Raw genomic sequence first — 15,975 nt, forward strand, 5'->3', positions numbered from 1 at the left:
CCCCCGTTTTGCGGCAATCGGCCGGGATCGATCGAAATTGTCATTCCGGGACGGTCCAAGGGACCGGACCCGGAATCTCGAGATTCCGGGTTCGCGCTTGCGCGCGCCCCGGAATGACGGGAACTACTCCTGCAACTGGCGCTTCAGCGATTCGACTTCCTCTGACAGCGCATTGTCCTTGGCCACCAGCGCCTCGATCTTGCGCACGGCGTGCAGCACCGTGGTGTGATCGCGTCCGCCGAAGCGGCGACCGATCTCCGGCAGCGAGCGAAGCGTGAGCGTCTTCGCCAGGTACATCGCGACCTGCCGCGGACGCACCACGTTGGCGGTCCGGCGCGAGGACAACAGGTCGGAGCGGCTGACATTATATTGCCGCGCCACCACGCGCTGGATGTCCTCGATCTTGATCCGCTTCGGCTCCTGCGGGCGGATCAGGTCGCGCACCTCGCGCTCGGCCATCTCCAGCGTGACCGGTTGATTGTTCAGCTTGGAATGCGCGAGCAGGCGGTTGATCGCGCCCTCGAGGTCGCGGCCATTATGGGTGATGGTGCGGGCGAGATAGTCCAGCACCGGCTCCGGCACATCGAAGCTCGCATGATGTGCGCGCGCCGCTGCGACGCGCGACTTCAGGATGCCGAGCCGGAGCTCCTCGCCGAGCGAGGCCATCTCGACCACGAGGCCGCCGGCGAGCCGCGAACGCACGCGGTCGTCGAGGCTTTCCAGATCCGACGGCGGACGATCGGCGGCGATCACCACCTGGCGGCCGGCATCGATCAGCGCATTCAGCGTGTGGCAGAACTCGGCCTGCGTCGACTTGCCCTGCAGGAATTGCAGATCGTCGATCACGAGCACGTCGATGCCGCGCAGCGCTTCCTTGAAGGCAAGCGCGGTCTGCGTCTTCAGCGCCGCGACAAAGCCGTACATGAATTTCTCGGCCGTCAGATACAGCACCTTGCGCTCGCCCGCCGCATTGCCGGCCCAGGTTACGGCCTGCAGCAGGTGGGTTTTGCCCAAGCCCACGCCGGCATGGATGTAGAGCGGATTGAACATCACGGGATCGCCGCGGCGACCTTCGGCCACTTGCCGCGCGGCCGCATGCGCCAGCGTGTTGGAACGGCCGACGACAAAGCTCGCGAAGGTCAGGCGCGGATCGAGCGGCGAGCCGCCGAGCGCGTCATGATTGGCGGATACCGGTGCGGACGCGATCGCGCGCAGCTCGGCGGCTGGACGGCTGTCGCGCGGCTCTGTGCGGCGCGCCTCGAGCGCGGCCGGGGCTTCCCTGGCGGGCGCGAGGCTGCGCGCGGGCGAGCGGACCGTCAGATCGATGCGATGCACCTCGGGCATCTCGGCCTGACAGCACGACAGCACGCGCTCGGCATAATGAGCCTGGATCCAGCTTCGCAGGAAGGTGGTGGGAACCGAGAGACGGATACTCTCCTGCTGCACGCTTTCCATATCCATCCGCGCAAACCAGCTCGAATAGACGTCCTCGCCGACACTCGTCCGCAACCGACCCTTGACGCGCGTCCAGCGCTCGTGTTCCGAATTTGTCATTGCCTTAAACTTTTCCAAAAGAAGAAACCCTGTCCTGCGAAACGCCGTGCAGGTTTCCTGCCGCGGCGCGACCTCAAGCGAATTTTCCATCACCGGACATGGCTCCGCCGTTCGGCGCAACGCCGCGGTCAGGTCAACGATGTCAGGATCAGAAAGGTTTCCGCGAGGTCAGCGAGTACTCGACGGATTGTCGGGGTTGCGCGTCGGAGGGCGCAGATGGATCGCATCGAAAGTGACGTGGCTCGAAAATTTCTTTCGGTCAAATATCGTGATGCTTACGTAGGCCATTGCAACCTCCCCGTCCTTGCCGGAATTGCTCCCGACAAGCTGTCCTCTCAAGTCTGCTCCAAGGTCCACGACGTCTGAACCGGTCTGTTCAGCCGCTACGCCGCTTCTCTCACCCGCAACTACCTTACCCGCTCGCAGGGTCGCAGCCTCCGCTTTCATCGGGCCACTGAATCCATCCCTCTCGTTCGACCGGCGAGGCGCGTAGGCCCCAGGGTCCGAGAAACTTAGACGCAGTTCTCCGTTACCCATGTCGCCATGGGTCACGGTCCGACAATCGCTTGGAAAGCGTCGCCAACGCGCACACCGCCGCCGATTTGCACGTCCGCCCCGTTTCCAAAACCGCGCTGGTCTAAAGATCGTGGGCGCCGCGAGCCATTAAGAAATACACAATGCGAAATTTCTCGCAATCAGTTTGATCACCGCTCGCGGCCGAGTCTTTCGCGGTGTTGCAGCGCTGCTGTCGCCGACTGCGAAAGCAAGTTTTTGAATCACCGTGAGGAATCGCGCGTGTCACAAATCCTGCCGCAGTCGCAAAAATTTTTCATAAAATATTTACGTTTGCTTGGTGAACGGCCGATTTTCGAAATGCTTCGAGTCGCTATGTGGATAAGTGATTAGCGAAACGAAGTTTTTCGCGATTGTTTTTTCGGGTAACCCGCGCATGTCGCTTTTGAGCAAGCTCGAATGGAATTCCATTTTCACCAAATGGGACAGGCATTTCTTGTGACGGCGCTGCGTTTCCGGTGCGACAGAATTGCAACCCAGGTAAAACTACGGGGCGCGCGCAAACCGCACCGGCAAAATACGGGCACGCGAAAATTGTACTCGCATCGCGCGCGCTCGCAAGATGATTTTATGACAGAAAAAGAAAAAGCCCGGCGAGGGCCGGGCTTGGTGACGCGTTTGATTTTTCGTCAGCGGAGGTCGCGCGAAGACCTACTTGCCAAGTTTCGCGATCGCGTGCGACAGGCGAGACACTTTGCGGCTCGCATTGTTCTTGTGAACGATGTTGCGCTGCGCTGCACGCATCAACTCGGGTTCGGCACGCGCCATCGCCTTCACGGCAGCGTCGCGGTCGCCACGCTTGATCGCGTCCTCGACATTGCGGACGGCGCCGCGCATCTGGGTGCGGCGCGACTTGTTGATCACGGTGCGGCGGGCAATCTTGCGCGTCGCTTTCTTGGCGGAAGTGGTGTTGGCCATCGTCTCAAAATTCCTCTAGCGGAGACCGCTTGCTGTTCAATCGCGGATAAGCGCGTCGGCCGCTTCCATTGAGCATGATCGGAAAAACGATACCACTTTTCCGGATCGTGCTCGACCACGTGATCGACGCTTTAAGGTTGTTCGGAACGCCCTTGAGATGCGGGTCGCAGCAGGCAAGTCCAACGCAAGCGCCCGGCAAGGCTCAAAGAAACGCGGCGGCGGGATTGCGCCCACCGCCATTGGCGCCCTTATAGAGGCAGGGTTTTGCAGCGTCAACGCCTTATGGCGCGCGTCGGGGCCATAAAGTGCGGTCGCAAATGGCCGTTAAACTACTGATGAGGTTGAATTTCCCCAATCACCCCGGTAAGGCCAAGGGCGCCTTTCGGGTGAGTTTTGGGGCAACGATCAGGGGAGTGGGTAGCACATGATCCGCGGTTTCTTCCGACTGGTCGGGCTGTTGCTGCTCGCCGGCGGATTCATCTTCATGGTCTATGATGGGGCGCGCTGGGTCGCCGACCAGAGCCTGCAATTCACCCGCTTCGGCCAGTTCTGGAACGACATGAACCAGGCGAGCCAGGCGGCGTTCCGGGCCTGGGTCGAGGGCAAGGCGCCGTGGCTCTGGACCAGCATCGTCAAGGTGGTGCTCGACCAGCCGGTCTTTGCCGTGCTCGGGATCGTCGGGATTGTCCTGATGATCCTGTTCCGCCCGCGCAAACCCCTGATCGGCTATTCCCGGGACTGACCGCCCGCTGAGCGAGGGGTGCAACGGGGCTGCGTCGCCTCGCGTAAACACCTATATAATGGGCTGCCGGCTGGACGCGTCTTTCGCTCCAGCAAGAGTCCCGCCCGGAGAAAATCCATGCTGTTCATGCGCAAGACCACCGCACTGCCCAGTGCAGCCGAAGCGTTGCCGGGCCGTGCGCAAGCGATTCCGACCGCATCCACCCACTTCGTCAACGGCCACAAGCTCAAGCCGCCTTATCCGGAAGGGCTCGAGCAGGCGGTGTTCGGGCTCGGCTGCTTCTGGGGCGCGGAGCGCAAGTTCTGGGAGCTGGGCGATGGCGTCTACGTCACCGCGGTCGGCTATGCCGGCGGCCATACGCCGAACCCGACCTATGAAGAAGTCTGCTCGGGCCGCACCGGTCACACCGAAGTAGTGCTGGTCGTGTTCGATCCGAAGACAATCGCCTACGATCGCCTCTTGAAGACGTTCTGGGAGAGCCACGATCCGACCCAGGGCATGCGCCAGGGCAATGATGTCGGCACGCAATACCGCAGCGCGATCTACGCCTCGAGCGAGGCGCAGCGCAAAGCGGCTGACGCGTCGAAGTCTTCCTATCAGAAGGCACTCTCAGCCAAAGGTCTTGCCGCCATCACCACCGAGATCGTGCCGGCCGGCGCGTTCTACTTCGCCGAGGACTATCATCAGCAATATCTGGCCAAGAACCCGGCCGGCTATTGCGGGCTCGGCGGCACCGGCGTGTCGTGCCCGATCGGGGCCGGTGTGTCGGCCTGAGTTGCGATGCCGTCATTCCGGGATGGTCCGAAGGACCAGACCCGGAATCTCGAGATTCTCAGGTGTGCAATTGCGCACCATAGTTCGATGCTGGCGCATCGCTGCGGAATGACCTGCGGCTATTGGCAGTCAGCCTCGCGCCGCCGCGATCGAAACCCTTTGTTAACCATAACAGGTGCAAGACTGGAGCGATCTCGTTGTGAGGGATGGCTCCGGTGCGGTTTGCGCGCGCGTTTCGATGGTCGATCATGGTCACTGCGCTGGCCGGCTCCTTGGTCGCGGCCTTGCCGGGGGCGCTGGCGCAGGGTCAAAACGACCTCGACTACATGACCTACGGCCAGCCCAACGCCTATGCGGCACCTCAGCCGGCTAGCGATGGCGGCGGCGCCATCGCGGCGCTTCGCCGGGCTCTCGCCGGCGCTTCTCGTTCTGTCACCTACGCACAAGCCCCAGCCTACGCGCCGTCTCCCGCTTACGCGCCGCCGCCAGCCTACACGCCGCCTCCCGCCTACACTCCGCCGCCGGCCTACGCGCCGCCGTCAGCCGCGGCGTCGACGCCTTACGATGCCTATGCTGCCGCGCCGCCTTCCGCGCCGGTCAGATATGACGCGGGCTACCGGCTCGACGCCGGCGACAAGCTCCGCGTCGTCGTCTACGGGCAGGACGGCCTCACCAACACCTACACCATCGACGCCTCCGGCTCGATCACCATGCCCTTGATCGGCCAGGTCGCCGCGCGCGGACGTTCGCCTGCGTCGCTCGCTGCCGAGATCACCGCGAAACTGCGCAACGGCTATATCCGCGAGCCTTCGGTCGCGGTCGAGATTGATTCCTATCGGCCGTTCTTCATCCTCGGCGAGGTGCAGGCACCGGGCCAATATCCGTACGTGCCCAACATGACGGTCGAGAGCGCGATCGCGATCGCCGGCGGCTTCTCACCGCGCGCCAAGCGCGACTTCGTTACCCTCACGCACACCGATTCCAGTGGTGTCGCGCGATATGTCGTGCCGCTCGGCACTGCCATGAGCCCCGGCGACACTGTCCAGGTCAACGAACGCTGGTTCTGAGTTGTCATTGCCGGGCCTGACCCGGCAATCCATCTCCCCAAAGAGCTCTTTCTTGGATGGATGCGCGGGCCTTCGCCGCGCCGAAGGGGCTTCGGCCCCGCAGGCGGGTCAAGCCCGCGCATGACGAGTTTCAGCTATCGGCAGTCCATCGAGGAACGGCAGCACCGCATCGATGAAGGCCTGCGGCTGGTCGATGTTGACGGCGTGGCCGGCGGCGGGGACCACCACCTTCTTCGCGCCCGGGATTTTCGCCGCCATGTAGTCGGAGGCGGCGAGGAAGGGCGTGTCGTCGGCGCCGACCACGACCAACGACGGCACCTTGATCTCGCCCAGCACCTCGATCACCCGTGCGTCGCGCTGGGTCAGCATGCCACGCGCCGCAAGCGCAAGGCCTTTGGCGTTGCGATGGCTGACGGTCGAGCGCTCGCGGCTGGCCGATTTCAGGACGTCGAGGCCTTCGCGCTCGAAGCGCTCGGCGGTGTCGCATGCACGCTTGTTCCAGGCCTCGCGCGCATCGTCCTTCTTGAAGCCGGGCCCGGTGTCGATGATGAGCAGCGCCGAAACGCGCTCCGGGTGCGCGCGATAGAACGCGAGCGACATGTACCCGCCGAGCGAAAGTCCGCCGACGATCGCCTTGTTCGCGCCGACCACATCGAGCAGGGCCGAGATATCACCGACGGTCAACGCCTCGCTATAAGCGTTGGGATCGTCGGGATAGTCGGACTGGCCGTGGCCGCGCATGTCCCACAGGATCAGCTTGTGCCGCTTCGAGAGCGCGTCGACCTGGCCCTGCCACATCGAAGACGTCGAGGAATAGCCGTGGGTGAGGATCAGGGGAGGGCCGTCGCCGTAGACCTCGTAGTGGATCTTTATTCCGTCGCGGTCGATCTTCGCCATCGCGCGCTTCCTGCATGTTTCCAGCCCTGACGTTATTCTAGCGCGACATCTTTGCGGCTGTGAACGCCCAACCGCGCGCCGCCGCATCGCAATCCCTGCAAGGCGTGGGCGCCTATTCCGCTCTGCGGATTTTACGACCGCGATGTTGTCGCGGCGCACAACAACTCCGGAAGCGGTAAAGGCAGCGATGAAAGCGTAGGGCGCGCTCTCATCTCGGGTAAAAACGATCCGCCGGAGGAAAAACTCCGGCGGATTTTTCTTTTGACGCCGCTACGCCCTGAAGTTGCTTTGAGCAATCCTTAAGATTTTAGCGATTGTGCTCAGTCGAAGTTCACGATGCCTCTTAATCCGAGTGGAACAGGTTGCTGGATAGGCTTGGCGCGTTGTCACTGCGAGCCAATCGGGTTCCCATGAGCGCCACAGCCACACAGACCTCGCCCAAACGCCGCCTGCTCCTGGCTTCCGACCGCGCCGACCAGAGCAGCGAACTCGCCGACATCCTGAAATCCGTCGGCGACGTCGACATGGTCGCAACATCGGACATTCCGGTGACGCCGTCCGGCCTCTCCGGCGTCGTGGTCGACATCAACCTGCGCTCGCCCGAGAGCGTGCAGGCCGTCCGCAAGAAGTTGCAGGCCGATGCCTATATGCAGATGCCGCGGCTGTTCGTGCTTGCGGACGCGCTGCACCACGCCTCGATGCAGGCCTGGGCGCTGGGCGCCACCGATACGATCTCGCGGCCGCTCGATCGCGACGCGATCCTGCAGCGCATCCAAGCCGCGTTTCCGGACAGCGAGCGTTATGATGCGAGCGATCGCGGCAAGATGCTGAACCGGGGCGTCGCCGCCGCGCATGCGATTTTCGTCAAGATGTTCGAGAAGCTGCCGAGGGGCGGGGTGCTGACCTTCGAGGAGGTGCAGCAGGCGGAAACCAAGATCCTCAAGGCGATCAAGCATTCCTCGCTGCGCGAATGGCTGACCACGGTCGGCTGCCACCATGCCGCCTCCTATCGGCACTGCCTGTTCGTCACCGGATTTGCGGTCGCCTTCGCGCAGCATCTCGGCATGCGCGAGGAGGACCAGCGGCGGCTCACCCGCGCAGCCCTGCTGCACGACGTCGGCAAGGCGTTCGTGCCGGTTGAGATCCTCGACAAGCCCGGTCAGCTTAGCGAGCCGGAGAAGCTGGAGATACGCCGGCATCCGCAGCGCGGCTATGACGCGCTCAAGGCGCAAGGCAATTTCCCCCCGGAGATGCTGGACGTGGTGTTGCATCATCACGAGCTGCTCGACGGCTCCGGCTATCCCAACGGTCTTTCCGGCGGTCAGATCAGCGACATCGTCCGGCTGACGACCATCGTCGACATCTATACCGCGCTGGTGGAGAGGCGCGCCTACCGCTTGCCCTTCACCCATTCCCGCGCGTTCAGCATCATGGAGTCGATGGGCGGCAAGCTCGACCAGCAATTGCTGCAGGCCTTCCGCCCGGTCGCATTCGGGGCGTATTGACTCTCGTTAAAACTCGTCATTGCGAAGAGCGCAAGCGACGAAGCAATCCAGACCGTTTGCGTGACTCTGGATTGCTTCGCGGAGCCTGTCATCGGGCCGCGCTTCGCGCGGACCCGTTGGTTCGCAATGACGGGAACTAGGGTCGTTGACTCGCTAAGCCAGCATCTTCCGCAACTCCGCCTTCGCTACCTTCTCCAGGGTCGAGCGCGGCATCTCGTCGACGAAACGAATCTCGCGCGGCACCTTGAAATCCGCGAGGTTGCTGCGGCAGGCGGCCATGACGGTGTCGTGCAGATCCTGTGGCAGCCTGTCGAGGCCGGTTTGCGGGATGATGAACACCACCGGCACCTCGTCCAGCATCGGGTGCTTCTTGCCCACCACGGCGGCCTCGCGCACGCCAGGGACGACCGCGATCACCTGCTCGATCTCGCTCGCCGCGACGTTCTCGCCGCCGACCTTCAGCATGTCCTTGGCGCGGTCACCGAACCTGATGGCGCCGCGCTCGAGCAGCGTGACGCGATCGCCGGTGAGGAAATACCCGTGCTCGTCAAAGCTCTCGCGCGTCGCCTTTTCGTTATGGAGATATTCCCTGAACAGCGACAATCCGGGCACCCCCTTGATCGCGAGGTTGCCGGTGTCGCCAACTTGCGTCGGCCGACCATCATCGTCGGTGATGCGGATCGCATATTCGCTCGCCGCGCGGCCGATCGACATCGGAATGTTGGGTTGATCGACCTCGCCCACGATGCCGTGAGTGATGGTCTCGGTCATGCCCCACCAGCCGATGATCTTGACGCCGAACGCGGCAAAGGCCGGCGGCTCATTCACCGCGGTGCCCCAGAGCCGGAATTCGTGGCTCTTCGGAATCTCGTGCTCGAGCAGCGCCTTCATGCAGAAGGGGATGGTCGAGGTCCAGGTGCAGCCGTGCTCCAGTGCGACGCGCCAGAAGCGGCTCGCGGAAAAGCGCGGCTGGATCACGCAAGATCCTCCGACCCAGAGGCTCGCCAGCATCGAATAGGCGAGCGCATTGGTGTGAAACAGCGGCAGATAGGTCTGGTGCACGTCGGTGGCATGCAGATCCTGATGCGCGGCGTTGACCTTGGCGCCCCACAGCGCGTTGGCATGCGTCCACAGCGCCGCCTTGGGCCGCGACGTCGTGCCGGAGGTATATTGCACGCTGCAAGGCGCGAGCGGATCGGTCAAGCGGCGCGGCCGATCGGCGCTGTCGGCAAAAAGCGCGTCAAAGCGGTCGCCGCGCGAGACGGCCTTTGCCGGCGCGCCCGCATCGTGCGAGGTCACCGCGATCCAGCGCAGGCCCTTGCAATTGGCGGCGACAAGCTCGGCATAAGCGGGCTGGGTGATGGCGGCGACCGCGCCGCAATGGCCGGCGAAATATTCGATCTCGGCCGCAGCGGAGCGGGTATTGGTCGTCACCGCAATCGCACCAAGCTCGACGCAGGCAAACCAGGCGAGCATCGCCTCGATGCAATTATCGAGATGGATCAGCACGAAGTCGCCTTGTCGGATGCCGCGCCTGACCAGGCCCGCGGCAAGGGCGCCGACGCGGTCGTGGAATTCTCCGTACGACCATTTGCGTGCCGGCGCGTCGAACGGGGCCCAGATCAGGAAAGGATGGTCGCGCCTGACCTCCGCGCGCATCTTGAGAAGCCAGGGCACGTCCAGCCCGGTGAAGGGGCCGACGACACCCTGCGCGGCTGCAAGCTCGTTCATCTTTCCTCCCGTGCGGCTTCGCCGTCCTGGCGGCCGCCATCCTTGTTGCCGCTGTTTTGCCACCGAACCTGGCAACGGGCAAATTGTCGCACGCCGATCGAAGTGTGACTCAGATCAAACAGCAGGCTTGCGTTCACCGGCTGATCCAACTCCCGCCGCAATTGCAAATGCAGCTAAGTTCCGACAAGGCGACGGCGATATTCACGGAGTTTGATGCCGGAGGGGCGTCCATGACGGCAAGGTCGTTACCTGACGCGCGCTACTTCCAGATCGCAGCCCTTGGCGCACTGCTCGCGATCAATTTTGTCCGGATCGATTTCGGCGCCCGCCCGCTGCCCTGCGCCGTCGCCATCGGTGCCGCATTGTTGACGCAAGCCCTCTGCGCGCGCCTCGCTGGCAGCCCCTTCGACTGGCGTTCGCCAATGATCACCGGCCTCTCGCTCGGCCTGCTCTTGCGCGCCGATGCGCTCTGGCTTGACGCCGCGGCCGGTGTCATCGCGATCGGCTCCAAATTCCTGCTCCGGATCGACGGCAAGCACATCTTCAACCCGGCGGGGCTTGCGATCGTCATATTGCTTCTCACCTCGAACGGCGTCTGGATCTCGCCTGGACAATGGGGCGCCGAGATCTGGTTGGCGGCGCTGACTTGTTGCTTCGCGATACTGGTGCTGTCGGCTGCGCGCCGCGCCGACATCGCGGTGTTCTTCTTCGCAAGTCACGCGGCGCTGTTGTTCGCGCGAGCATATTGGCTCGGCGACCCGCTTGCCATTCCCGCCCATCAATTGCAGAGCGGCTCGCTTCTGATCTTCACCTTCTTCATGATTTCCGACCCGCGCACTGCCCCGGATTCGGTCGCCGGCCGCTTCCTGTTCGCCTTCGCGGTCGCCGCCGTCGCGCATTACATGGCGTTCTTCATGCAGATGCGGCCTGCGCTTTATTTCGCCCTGATCCTGCTTTCTCCCCTGACCTTGCTGATCGATCGTTTGATTCCCGCGCGGCGCTTCACCTGGCGCGCCGGCGCAGCCCAAGGAGTTTCCTGAAGATGACCAGGACTGTTGCCCATGGCTTCAAGTGCGGCGTTGCCGCAATCGCGATCCTCGCCAACCTCGCCATTGTGCCGGCGAATGCCTTCTGCGGCTTCTATGTCGCGCAGGCGGATGCAAAGCTGTTCAACACCTCATCCAAGGTGGTGCTGTCGCGCGATGGCGACCAGACCTCGATCACCATGGCAAGCGATTTCGAGGGCGACGTGAAGGAGTTTGCGCTCGTAGTCCCGGTGCCGACCATCATCGAACGCAAGCAGATCGGCGTGGTCGATCCCAAGACCATCGATCATCTCGACCACTACACCGCGCCGCGGCTCGTCGAATATCACGACGAGGATCCCTGCGCTCCGCCGGTGCAGGTTGCGACCGCGATGCCGGCGCCGCCGCAACTGGCGCGAAGCGCTTCAATGGCGGAAAGGAGTTATGGCGTCACCATCGAGGCCAGCTATGACGTCGCAGAATATGACGTGCTGATCCTTTCCGCCACGGAGAGCGACGGGCTGGTGCGCTGGCTCACCGACAATAACTACCGCATTCCGCAGGGTGCCGAGGCCGTGCTCGGCAGCTACATCAGGCAGAACATGCATTTCTTCGTCGCCAAGGTGAACGTCGATCGCATGGCGACGCTCGGCAAGGGCTATCTCCGGCCGCTGCAGGTGCGCTATCAGAGTCCCAAATTCATGGTGCCGCTGCGGCTCGGCACGGTGAACGCCAGGGGGCCGCAGGACCTCATCATCTATGCGCTGACCAAGACCGGGCGCGTCGAAAGCGCCAATTACCGCACCGTGAAGGTGCCCTCCGACATCGACGTGCCGCTCTATGTCAAGGACGAGTTCGGCCCGTTCTACAAGGCGCTGTTCGAGCGCGCGGTTGCCAAGGAAAACATGCATGCGGTGTTTGTCGAATATGCCTGGGATATGGCGTGGTGCGATCCCTGCGCGGCCGATCCAATGTCCAACAAGGAATTGGCCGAGCTCGGTGCGCGCTGGATCGGCAGTGACAACGACGCCCCGTTCGGTCGCTTCGGCGTCAGCTCCGGCGCCAATGTCTATGTGACGCGCCTTCACGTGCGCTACGACGCCAATACCTTCCCCGAGGATATTGTGTTCCTGGAGACCAGGGATCGCACGAATTTCCAGGGACGCTACGTACAGCATCATCCCTGGCACGGAAACGCGTCCTGCGAGGCAGCGAAGACCTATCGCCAATCGCTGCCGGTGCGCTTTGCGCAGGAGGCGAAGAATCTCGAAGAGCTGGCCGGCTGGGCGCCGAAGGAGGTCGAGGCGCGCATGGCGACGACGGGAGAGCCCGTTCAGGTGAAGTAGTGAGTAGGGTGGGCAAAGCCAACGGGTCCGCGCGAACGCGCGGCCCGATGACAGGCTCCGCGTGCCCACCATTTCTGATGCGATGGTGGGCGCGGGCGCTGTCGCGCCTTTGCCCACCCTACGATTTCTGCTTTCAGGCCGGGCTCTCGCTCCGTCATTGCGAGCCAACGGGTCCGCGCGAAGCGCGGCCCGATGACAGGCTCCGCGAAGCAATCCAAACCGCGGCCGTGGCTGCAGTCTGGATTGCTTCGTCGCTTCGCTCCTCGCAATGACGACGGAACACGTGGTTTCCGCCTATCAGTGCGCCTCACTCATACGACGAAATCTCGATCAGGCTGCCGTCGGGATCGCGGCAATAGACCGAGAGCAGAGTGCCGCGCGCGCCCTGCCTCTTGCTCGGACCGTCCTCGATCGTCACGCCATGTGCCTTGAGATGCGCGACGACCTCGTCCGGCGTGCTCGCGGTGAGAAAGCAGAGATCGTCACTGCCCGCGGCCTCGTGATCCGCGGTGAACCATTCGACCTTGTCGGCATTCTTCGGGCGGACGTTGATCTTCTGGTTGCCGAACACCAGCGACGTACGCCTGGCCTTGCCTTCGCCCGGGTCGAAAACCCTGATCTCCATGCCGAGGACTTTTGCGTACCATTCGGCCGAGCGTTGAACATCGCTGACGTTGATGACGATGTGATCGATCGCATTGACCTTGATCGCCATGGCTTGTCCTTTCGTCAAGGTGACAGGCTGCTCGCCTCCCGTTTGTTACAACTGTTACAACGCCGTTCGCCCTTGGTTCAACGCCGGCCCTTTGCCGGACGATGCTCGGGTGGTGCTAACCCGAACCGGTCGCCGATCTGTTCACGGCCGACGGCTCGTCCGACCCGAAGAAAGCGTCGACGCGCAGGCCGACCGGGAGCTTTGCGCCCGGGTCGAGATCGATCAGCACTTGCAGCACTTTGGTGTCGACCTTGTCGGCCGGGCGTCCGGTCTGAACCTCCTTGGGGCCCATCCGTGACAGGACGCGGTAAACGGTGCCGCTGAATTTCTGATCGGGGAAGGCGTCTGCCGTGATCGCGACAGGTTCGCCGACCGACACCCGACCCACGTCGGTCTCGTCGACCTCGGCCCGGACACGCAGCCGATGGAGGTCGCCGATGATCGCAATCGGGGTCGGCGGCACGTTGGTGACGGCTTCACCCGCGACGCGCTCGCGGCGCAGAACGGTTCCGGCAATCGGCGAATGAATGAAGGTCTTGTCGAGCAGCGCCTCGGCAAGCGCAACGTTCGCTCTTGCGAGATCGACCTGCGCGCGCGCAGCGGCGATGTCCTCCGCGCGCGAACCGGCCTCGATCAGCGCAAGCCTTTCGGCCGCGACCGCGCGGCGCGCCTCGCTAGCGTGCAGCGTCGAGGTCGCGAGGTCGAGCGCCGACTGCGGCGAGGTTCCGCTGATGGTCAGCGGCAGGCGGCGCGCATAGTCGCGGCGGGCCATATCGAGATTGGCTTCAGCCTCATCCAGGGTCGCGCGAGCCTCGCGCCGCTCTTCGACGCGAGCACCGTTGAGGGTACGCTCAAGCTCGGCTTCGCGCAGCGCCAGTTCGGCCCGCGCCGAAGCGAGGCGGGCGACCTGCTCGGCATTGTCGACCACCGCAATGATCTGGCCCGCGCGCACCTCGTCATTCTCGTCGATGCGCATCTGCTGGATGATGCCGATCACTTGCGAGCCGACCTCGCGCTCCTCGCCGATCGGCTCGACCAGGCCGGGCGCCGCAACCAGGTGATGGCCCGGCGCAGGGTCGCGCGCTGGCGAAGCCCATACCGGGAATTGCATATTTGCGGGCAATCCCGAAGACAGTACGACCGCCATGGCGCTGAGCGCGGTTACGACGGCAACCCTACGGAAGTTACGAAGAGAGCTGTTCATGGCGCGGCTCCCATTGCAAGTGCCGGAGACACCGTTGCTGCGGCGGATTCCGGAGCAATTCGACCATCTTCGATGCGAACGATTCGATCCGCCAGATGCACGATCCGGGGATCGTGGGTGACGATGACGACGGCGCGGTGCTGGCGATGCGCCAGCATGCGAAACAGTTCCATGGCCTTGAGCCCGTTTTCGGCATCGAGGGCCGCCGTCGGTTCGTCCGCCATCAGGATCTGCGGATCACCGGCGAGCGCGCGGGCAATCGCCACGCGTTGCTTCTGGCCGCTGGAGAGCTCGGACGGATAGGCATCAAGACGATTTGCCAGACCGACCAGCGTCAACAGCTCGCGGGCGCGATCGCGCGCAGCGTCGCCGGCCACGCCCATGAGATCGAGTGCGACCATCACGTTCTCCGTCGCGGTCAACACCGGAAACAGGTTGTAGGCCTGAAAGACGAAACCGAAATGCTGCAGGCGCAGTGCGCCGAGCTGATCCTCATTGAGTGAGCCTGTTGGCTCGCCCTGCAGCGTCACGACGCCGGCGGTCGGTCGCAGCAGACAGCCGAGAATATGAAGCAACGTGGTTTTCCCGCTGCCGGAGGGACCCATCAGCAGCAGAACCTCATCTTTCCGGATTTCGAGGTCGATCGCGCGCAGCGCGGTGAAGGCCGTCGGCCCGGAGCCGAAGGTGTGGGTCACATCGGCAGCGGTGACGACCGCATCCGTCATCGGAACACCTTGACCGGGTCGATGGATATGACCTTGTTGAGCGACACCAGTGAAGCGACGGCACACATCAGGATCGTGATGCCGGCGATGCTGCCAGCCATCCACCACGGCACCTGCGGTGCGGCGCTGCTGTGGCGGGCGAGATAGGCGAGGGTCAGGACGAGGGTGATGCCGACGCCGTATCCCAGGAGTCCGCCGACCACCGCCTGCTTGATCACGATCTTGTACAGATAGCTCCGCGGGCCACCCATGGCGCGGATGGTTGCGTATTCGGGCAAGCGGTCCATGGTGCTGGCGTAGAGCGTCTGTGCCACGATCACCACGCCGACCATCAACGCCAGCACGGACGAGGCGATCAAGGTTGTACCGGCGCCGGTCGTGAACAACCAATAGGTGCGGCTCTTGTTGGAAAACTGGGTCGGCTGCAACACGTCCACGTCGGGCATGCGGGTGGCCAGCGCGGCTGCGGCCGCTTCGGGGTTTTGCCCCTTTTCAAGCCGGACCAGGACATAGGTGATGTCCTTGTCTGCCCGGCCTGTCAGGAGGCGCGCCGTACGAAGGGAGGTGAAGACGTAAGGGGACTGCGTGAAGGTACGAATGCCGTTGGTGAATGCAGTTACGCGTGCGCGATGATCGTTGATCTCGACCAGCTGATCGATGTGATCGATTCCGAGCTTCTCGGCGTAAAGGCGGTCGACGATCACGCCGTCGGGTATCGACAGCGCGTCATGGACGCTTCGTCCGGGCTCAATCGCCCATGGCAACCCCATGACAGCGTGCGGATCGACGCCGATGATGATGACGGTCTCGCGAACACCGTCAGGCTTTTTCCAAAAGGCAAATTGCAGAAGATAGGATTCGGCGGCGGCGACACCTGCGACGGAAAGGGTCTGGAAGCGCCGCCTTTCCTCGAGCGGCGTCGCGAGGTCGACCGAACGCACACCGTGGGCGGTCACCCAGAGATCGACATTGGCGTGATCGACGATCGTCGATGTCGTGTGCAGGAAATTAAGCAGCATGCCGAGCTCGAGCCCCATCAGGATCGTCGAAAATGCGATTCCGATCAGTGTCACGAGCAGGCGCACGCGATCATGAACGAGGTTGCGCCACGCAATCAGCAGAGTCATGCCCGAGCGCCAACGCGGCATCACTGCAAGACGCCGATATTGTGGCTCGGGAATACCAATGCCTTGCACAGA

General features: G+C 63.4%; 15 protein-coding genes. 7 read left to right on the top strand and 8 right to left on the bottom strand.

Going from position 1 to position 15,975, the window contains the following annotated elements; translation table 11 throughout:
• Positions 1–123: 123 nt before the first annotated feature.
• A complete protein-coding gene (gene dnaA / locus VKR55_RS18750) occupies positions 124–1,554 on the bottom strand; it encodes a chromosomal replication initiator protein DnaA (protein ID WP_324405552.1) in 1,431 nt (476 codons plus the stop codon).
• A 216-nt stretch (positions 1,555–1,770) separates the two neighbouring features.
• On the opposite strand from dnaA, the gene VKR55_RS18755 reads away from it, so the two are divergent.
• Positions 1,771–1,920, top strand: a complete 150-nt coding sequence (locus VKR55_RS18755; RefSeq protein WP_324405553.1) for a hypothetical protein — start codon at positions 1,771–1,773, stop codon at positions 1,918–1,920.
• A gap of 858 nt (positions 1,921–2,778) precedes the next feature.
• On the opposite strand, the gene rpsT is transcribed toward VKR55_RS18755, so the two are convergent.
• Positions 2,779–3,045 carry a 30S ribosomal protein S20 gene (rpsT, locus tag VKR55_RS18760; protein WP_324405554.1) on the bottom strand — a complete coding sequence of 89 codons (267 nt, stop codon included), beginning with the start codon at positions 3,043–3,045 and terminating at the stop codon, positions 2,779–2,781.
• A gap of 424 nt (positions 3,046–3,469) precedes the next feature.
• Here rpsT and VKR55_RS18765 point away from each other — a divergent pair, with 424 nt between their 5' ends.
• The 3 genes from VKR55_RS18765 to VKR55_RS18775 all read left to right on the top strand — a co-directional run bounded on the left by VKR55_RS18765 (position 3,470) and on the right by VKR55_RS18775 (position 5,628).
• The gene (locus tag VKR55_RS18765) at positions 3,470–3,787 is read left to right on the top strand and encodes a hypothetical protein (protein ID WP_324405555.1); all 318 of its coding nucleotides are present in this window, start codon (positions 3,470–3,472) and stop codon (positions 3,785–3,787) included.
• 117 nt (positions 3,788–3,904) lie between these two features.
• Positions 3,905–4,561 (top strand): peptide-methionine (S)-S-oxide reductase MsrA, encoded by a 657-nt coding sequence (gene msrA, locus VKR55_RS18770; RefSeq protein WP_324405557.1) that lies wholly within the window; start codon positions 3,905–3,907, stop codon positions 4,559–4,561.
• A 248-nt stretch (positions 4,562–4,809) separates the two neighbouring features.
• Positions 4,810–5,628, top strand: coding sequence for a polysaccharide biosynthesis/export family protein (locus tag VKR55_RS18775; protein WP_324405559.1), 819 nt, complete (start codon positions 4,810–4,812; stop codon positions 5,626–5,628).
• A gap of 108 nt (positions 5,629–5,736) precedes the next feature.
• On the opposite strand, the gene VKR55_RS18780 is transcribed toward VKR55_RS18775, so the two are convergent.
• Positions 5,737–6,525 (bottom strand): alpha/beta fold hydrolase, encoded by a 789-nt coding sequence (locus VKR55_RS18780; protein WP_324405561.1) that lies wholly within the window; start codon positions 6,523–6,525, stop codon positions 5,737–5,739.
• A 410-nt stretch (positions 6,526–6,935) separates the two neighbouring features.
• Between VKR55_RS18780 and VKR55_RS18785 the strand changes: the two genes are divergently transcribed.
• Complete coding sequence (locus VKR55_RS18785) at positions 6,936–8,030, top strand: HD-GYP domain-containing protein (RefSeq protein WP_324405563.1); 1,095 nt, start codon at positions 6,936–6,938, stop codon at positions 8,028–8,030.
• Between the two features lie 153 nt (positions 8,031–8,183).
• Here VKR55_RS18785 and VKR55_RS18790 read toward each other — a convergent pair whose 3' ends face one another.
• Positions 8,184–9,761 (bottom strand): AMP-binding protein, encoded by a 1,578-nt coding sequence (locus tag VKR55_RS18790; RefSeq protein WP_324405564.1) that lies wholly within the window; start codon positions 9,759–9,761, stop codon positions 8,184–8,186.
• A gap of 230 nt (positions 9,762–9,991) precedes the next feature.
• On the opposite strand from VKR55_RS18790, the gene VKR55_RS18795 reads away from it, so the two are divergent.
• Both VKR55_RS18795 and VKR55_RS18800 read left to right on the top strand, forming a co-directional pair.
• Entirely contained in the window at positions 9,992–10,801 is an 810-nt protein-coding gene (locus VKR55_RS18795) for an RnfABCDGE type electron transport complex subunit D (protein WP_324405565.1), read from the top strand.
• A 2-nt stretch (positions 10,802–10,803) separates the two neighbouring features.
• Complete coding sequence (locus VKR55_RS18800) at positions 10,804–12,132, top strand: DUF2330 domain-containing protein (RefSeq protein WP_324405566.1); 1,329 nt, start codon at positions 10,804–10,806, stop codon at positions 12,130–12,132.
• Positions 12,133–12,439: 307 nt separating this feature from the next.
• Here the strand turns inward: VKR55_RS18800 and VKR55_RS18805 are convergent, their stop codons facing one another.
• The 4 genes from VKR55_RS18805 to VKR55_RS18820 form a co-directional block, all read right to left on the bottom strand.
• Positions 12,440–12,847 carry a VOC family protein gene (locus VKR55_RS18805; RefSeq protein WP_324405567.1) on the bottom strand — a complete coding sequence of 136 codons (408 nt, stop codon included), beginning with the start codon at positions 12,845–12,847 and terminating at the stop codon, positions 12,440–12,442.
• Between the two features lie 115 nt (positions 12,848–12,962).
• The gene (locus VKR55_RS18810) at positions 12,963–14,051 is read right to left on the bottom strand and encodes an HlyD family secretion protein (protein WP_324405569.1); all 1,089 of its coding nucleotides are present in this window, start codon (positions 14,049–14,051) and stop codon (positions 12,963–12,965) included.
• On the bottom strand, positions 14,048–14,884 hold the full coding sequence (locus VKR55_RS18815; protein ID WP_324405570.1) for an ABC transporter ATP-binding protein: 837 nt from the start codon (positions 14,882–14,884) through the stop codon (positions 14,048–14,050). Before VKR55_RS18815 ends, VKR55_RS18810 begins: the two co-directional genes overlap by 4 nt.
• Entirely contained in the window at positions 14,773–15,903 is a 1,131-nt protein-coding gene (locus VKR55_RS18820; RefSeq protein ID WP_324405571.1) for an ABC transporter permease, read from the bottom strand. Before VKR55_RS18820 ends, VKR55_RS18815 begins: the two co-directional genes overlap by 112 nt.
• Positions 15,904–15,975: the final 72 nt, after the last annotated feature.

It is taken from the genome of Bradyrhizobium sp. (assembly GCF_035309285.1).
GTDB lineage: Bacteria > Pseudomonadota > Alphaproteobacteria > Rhizobiales > Xanthobacteraceae > Bradyrhizobium.

Bases quoted from the DNA above. Each gene is read 5' to 3' on its own strand.
- dnaA (WP_324405552.1), bottom strand. From the start codon at position 1,554: ATGACAAATTCGGAACACGAGCGCTGGACGCGCGTCAAGGGTCGGTTG.
- VKR55_RS18755 (WP_324405553.1), top strand. From the start codon at position 1,771: ATGGATCGCATCGAAAGTGACGTGGCTCGAAAATTTCTTTCGGTCAAA.
- rpsT (WP_324405554.1), bottom strand. From the start codon at position 3,045: ATGGCCAACACCACTTCCGCCAAGAAAGCGACGCGCAAGATTGCCCGC.
- VKR55_RS18765 (WP_324405555.1), top strand. From the start codon at position 3,470: ATGATCCGCGGTTTCTTCCGACTGGTCGGGCTGTTGCTGCTCGCCGGC.
- msrA (WP_324405557.1), top strand. From the start codon at position 3,905: ATGCTGTTCATGCGCAAGACCACCGCACTGCCCAGTGCAGCCGAAGCG.
- VKR55_RS18775 (WP_324405559.1), top strand. From the start codon at position 4,810: ATGGTCACTGCGCTGGCCGGCTCCTTGGTCGCGGCCTTGCCGGGGGCG.
- VKR55_RS18780 (WP_324405561.1), bottom strand. From the start codon at position 6,525: ATGGCGAAGATCGACCGCGACGGAATAAAGATCCACTACGAGGTCTAC.
- VKR55_RS18785 (WP_324405563.1), top strand. From the start codon at position 6,936: ATGAGCGCCACAGCCACACAGACCTCGCCCAAACGCCGCCTGCTCCTG.
- VKR55_RS18790 (WP_324405564.1), bottom strand. From the start codon at position 9,761: ATGAACGAGCTTGCAGCCGCGCAGGGTGTCGTCGGCCCCTTCACCGGG.
- VKR55_RS18795 (WP_324405565.1), top strand. From the start codon at position 9,992: ATGACGGCAAGGTCGTTACCTGACGCGCGCTACTTCCAGATCGCAGCC.
- VKR55_RS18800 (WP_324405566.1), top strand. From the start codon at position 10,804: ATGACCAGGACTGTTGCCCATGGCTTCAAGTGCGGCGTTGCCGCAATC.
- VKR55_RS18805 (WP_324405567.1), bottom strand. From the start codon at position 12,847: ATGGCGATCAAGGTCAATGCGATCGATCACATCGTCATCAACGTCAGC.
- VKR55_RS18810 (WP_324405569.1), bottom strand. From the start codon at position 14,051: ATGAACAGCTCTCTTCGTAACTTCCGTAGGGTTGCCGTCGTAACCGCG.
- VKR55_RS18820 (WP_324405571.1), bottom strand. From the start codon at position 15,903: ATGACTCTGCTGATTGCGTGGCGCAACCTCGTTCATGATCGCGTGCGC.